The sequence below is a fragment of the Mycobacterium helveticum genome (assembly GCF_007714205.1).
In the GTDB taxonomy this organism is placed as follows: domain Bacteria; phylum Actinomycetota; class Actinomycetes; order Mycobacteriales; family Mycobacteriaceae; genus Mycobacterium; species Mycobacterium helveticum.
This window is the reverse complement of record NZ_VMQU01000244.1, coordinates 1-2,764: the sequence shown is the minus strand read 5'-3', so window position 1 is coordinate 2,764 and position 2,764 is coordinate 1. Positions and strand designations below refer to the sequence as shown.

Annotated in this window: 3 protein-coding genes; 1 reads left to right on the top strand and 2 read right to left on the bottom strand. The window is 68.6% G+C overall.

The genetic code is table 11. The features are described from left to right. Positions 1-72: 72 nt before the first annotated feature. Both FPZ47_RS27130 and FPZ47_RS27125 read right to left on the bottom strand, forming a co-directional pair. Positions 73-501: a pyridoxamine 5'-phosphate oxidase family protein gene (locus FPZ47_RS27130; protein ID WP_144947495.1), complete on the bottom strand. Its 429-nt coding sequence runs from the start codon at positions 499-501 to the stop codon at positions 73-75. Positions 502-606: 105 nt separating this feature from the next. Then, positions 607-1,779 carry an acyl-CoA dehydrogenase family protein gene (locus FPZ47_RS27125; protein ID WP_144947498.1) on the bottom strand — a complete coding sequence of 391 codons (1,173 nt, stop codon included), beginning with the start codon at positions 1,777-1,779 and terminating at the stop codon, positions 607-609. A 123-nt stretch (positions 1,780-1,902) separates the two neighbouring features. Between FPZ47_RS27125 and fabG the strand changes: the two genes are divergently transcribed. Next, positions 1,903-2,643, top strand: coding sequence for a 3-oxoacyl-ACP reductase FabG (gene fabG, locus FPZ47_RS27120; protein ID WP_246133247.1), 741 nt, complete (start codon positions 1,903-1,905; stop codon positions 2,641-2,643). The last annotated feature ends 121 nt before the right edge of the window (positions 2,644-2,764 follow it).

The following is a 2,764-nucleotide window of genomic DNA, read 5'->3' as shown; positions in this document are numbered from 1 at the left end:
ATTTTCCCTTGCACGAAGGGCATTTCCGTGTCACGACACAGCCATCACCCACATCAGGCTGAAAAATCAGGGTCAGAACTCGTCGGAGAAGTCGGCGCTGAGCCAGCGGTCGGGCCGGATGGTGAACATGACCTCCTCGACGCCCTCCATGCTGCGCACGAACGCGCGACCGCCCTCCTCGCCGAGGTAGCGGATGGCGATGGCCTGCGCAAGGTCCGCCGGGGCCGGCGTGGTGGTGTCCACGACCGTCCCCTCCACCACCACGTACTGGTAGGGCAACTCCTCGCGCTGAACCACCAGCGTGACCGCGCCGGCCCGCTTGATGAGCCGGGCCTTGCGGCTGGACGCCCCGGTCATGATCCGGACGTCGCCGCCGGGGCGGTAGTCGTACCAGATCGGGACGCTGGCCGGCGGGCGGCCGTCGGTGGCGTCGACCGAGAGCACGGCGACGTGCGTCCCGGCGAGGAAGTCCTGGCGTTCGGTGTCGCTGAAGCTTTTCATGCCGAGTGCAAGCGCCGGTCCGCGCCGGCTATTCCCGGTCCGCGCGATCGGTACCGGGTCGAATCCTTCTCAACCGGGATCCGGGCGGCGGTGACGTTGCGCCGCTCACCGCTGCGCCGCCCTGACCAGGTTGGAGCCGATGATCAGGCGCTGGATCTCGCTGGTGCCCTCGTAAAGTCGCAGTAGTCGCACGTCGCGGTAGATGCGCTCCACGGGCACCCCGCGCATGTAGCCGCTGCCGCCGTGAATCTGCACCGCGAGATCCGCGACCTTGCCGGCCGTCTCGGTGCAGAAGAGTTTGGCGGCCGACGGCGCGACCCGGCGGTCCTCGCCCGTGACCCACAGCCGCGCCGCCTCACGGGCCAGGGCGCGCCCGGCCAACACCCCGGCCTGTTGGTCGGCGAGCATCGCCTGCACCAACTGAAAGCTGCCTATCGGCGCGCCGCCCTGGGTCGCGGTGGCGGCGTAGGACACCGACTCGTCGAGCGCGCGCTGGGCCGCGCCGATGGCCAGCGCGGCGATGTGGACCCGGCCGCGCGCCAGGGAGGTCATCGCCGCGCGATAGCCGACGTCCTCGCTGCCGCCGATCAGCGCATCGGACCCGACCCGCACGTCGGCGAAGCTGACGTCGGCGGTCCACGCCCCCTCCTGGCCCATCTTGGCGTCCTTGGCGCCCACCTCGACGCCCGCGGTGTCCGCGGGGACCAGGAACACGGCGATCCCGGGGCCCCGACCGTCGGCCGGCCGGGTGCGCGCGAACACCACGAACAGGTCGGCGACGGGCGCATTGGTGATGAAGCGCTTCTGCCCGGAGATGATCCAATTGTCTTCGTCGCGAACGGCTTTGGTCTTGAGGCCGGCGGGGTTGGACCCGGCGCCGGGCTCGGTCAGTGCGAACGAGGCGACGACGTCGCCGGACGCCATCGGCTCGAGCCAGCGCTGCTTTTGCCCGTCGGTGCCGAAGTCGACGAGCACCTGTCCGGCGATGCCGTTGTTCGTGCCGAACATCGACCGCAGCGCCAGCGAGGTGTAGCCCAATTCCATTGCCAGTTCGACGTCTTGGGCCAGGTTCAGTCCCAGCCCGCCCCACCGCTGGGGGATCGCGTAACCGAACAACCCCATCTTGGCGGCCTGCTCCCGAAGGTCGTCGGGTACCCGATCGTCGGCCAGGATCTCCTGTTCGCGGGGTAGCACCGCGGTGCGGACGAACTGACGGGTCTGGGCGAGGATCTCCTGGAAGTCCTCGTCGGAGACTTCGGGAACTTCGACGGTTGTCATTCGGCAGACGCTCCTCACTCGGTGGGGGAACCCCGGGGGCGGGGGAAATCCTATATGAAATACGATATGCGAAACGGTGTGCCCCCGGACCGGGAGCTGAAACAGGTGAGGAAGCGTGATCGGGTGTCGTTGCTGAGTGGTCAGACTGCGGTGATCACCGGGGGTGCGCAGGGTTTGGGCTTCGCCATCGCCCAACGCTTCGTCGCCGAGGGCGCGCGCGTGGTGCTCGGTGACCTGAACCTCGAGGCCACCGAGGCGGCGGCCAATCAGCTCGGTGGCGACGATGTCGCGTTGGCGGTCCGCTGCGACGTGACCCGGGCTGCCGACGTGCAGGCCCTGGTCCAGACCGCGGTCGAGCGTTTCGGCGGCCTGGACATCATGGTCAACAACGCCGGCATTACCCGCGACGCGACGCTGCGCAAGATGACCGAGGAGCAGTTCGACCAGGTCATCGCCGTGCACCTGAAGGGCACCTGGAACGGGATCCGGGCTGCGGCGGCGATCATGCGGGAAAACAAGCGGGGCTCGATCATCAACATGTCGTCGGTGTCGGGCAAGGTCGGCATGATCGGTCAGACCAACTACTCGGCGGCCAAGGCGGGCATCGTCGGTATGACCAAGGCCGCGGCCAAGGAGCTCGCGTACCTGGGTGTCCGGGTCAATGTCATCGCCCCGGGCCTGATCCGTTCGGCCATGACGGAGGCCATGCCGCAACAGATCTGGGACCAGAAGGAGGCCGAGGTCCCGCTGGGCCGCGCGGGGGAACCCAGCGAGGTTGCCGGCGTTGCGCTGTTTTTGGCCTCCGACCTGTCGTCGTACATGACCGGCACCGTGATGGAAGTGACCGGCGGACGCCACATATGAGTTTTCTCGGCGCGAGCAGACGCAAAATCCCCCCAACTGGGGGCAAGGGGGCGGGGTTGTTGTGTGAGGGGGATGGAGGGGGCGGGGGGTGGGGGGCGGGAGCGGGGCCCGGGCGGGAGCC

What these genes read in the sequence shown, in the direction of transcription:
- FPZ47_RS27130 (WP_144947495.1), bottom strand. Translation starts at nt 501, where the DNA reads ATGAAAAGCTTCAGCGACACCGAACGCCAGGACTTCCTCGCCGGGACG.
- FPZ47_RS27125 (WP_144947498.1), bottom strand. Translation starts at nt 1,779, where the DNA reads ATGACAACCGTCGAAGTTCCCGAAGTCTCCGACGAGGACTTCCAGGAG.